The organism is Streptomyces sp. AC627_RSS907 (assembly GCF_019049165.1).
In genome coordinates, this window is sequence record NZ_JAGMUE010000817.1 from 1 (window position 1) to 658 (window position 658).

The following is a 658-nucleotide window of genomic DNA, read 5'->3' on the forward strand; positions in this document are numbered from 1 at the left end:
GTAGGCGAGAGGTCGACCGTGAAGTGCCGGTAGTCGTCCTTGGTGACGTCCCAGCCGGGCGCGTAGGCGAGCATCTCGCGGTCGCGGTAGCGCCAGGGGTACATGTTCTCGACGGCGAACTGGACGTCGGTCTCGTCGGCCATCCGCCAGATGCCGCTGACGAAGTCCCGGGCGTACGAGCGCTGCCAGCGGAAGGGCGGGTGCACCACGACGGTGGAGGCGCCGAGCCGCTCGGCCGCGGCGCGGGCCCGCTTGAGCTTGACCCACGGGTCGGTGGACCACACGCGCTGGGTGATCAGCAGGCAGGGCGCGTGCACGGCCAGGATCGGCACCTGGTGGTAGTCGGACAGTCTGCGCAGCGCCTCGATGTCCTGGCTGACCGGGTCCGTCCAGACCATCACTTCGACGCCGTCGTATCCCAGGCGCGCCGCGATCTCGAAGGCCGCCGCCGTGGACTCCGGGTAGACGGAGGCCGTGGACAGGGCGACCTTCGCATCCGGGATGCGCACCACTGGCTCTGGCTCTGTCACGAGGGACAGCGTACGGCGTGTCGCCGCCCCGGCAGCAGGCTGCCTGGCCGAGGCGGTACGGACCGGGCCCCGGAAATGACCGCACTGGCAGGGGCGCGAGGCCCTGGCCGTACCCGGCCGTACCCGGT

The 658-nt window shown here is 71.3% G+C and carries 1 protein-coding gene; it reads right to left on the reverse strand.

Annotated elements, in window-relative coordinates; translation table 11 throughout:
- A partial coding sequence (locus KUM32_RS38800) for a TIM barrel protein (RefSeq protein ID WP_308408833.1) occupies nucleotides 1-530 on the reverse strand: 530 nt, incomplete at its 3' end.
- Nucleotides 531-658: the final 128 nt, after the last annotated feature.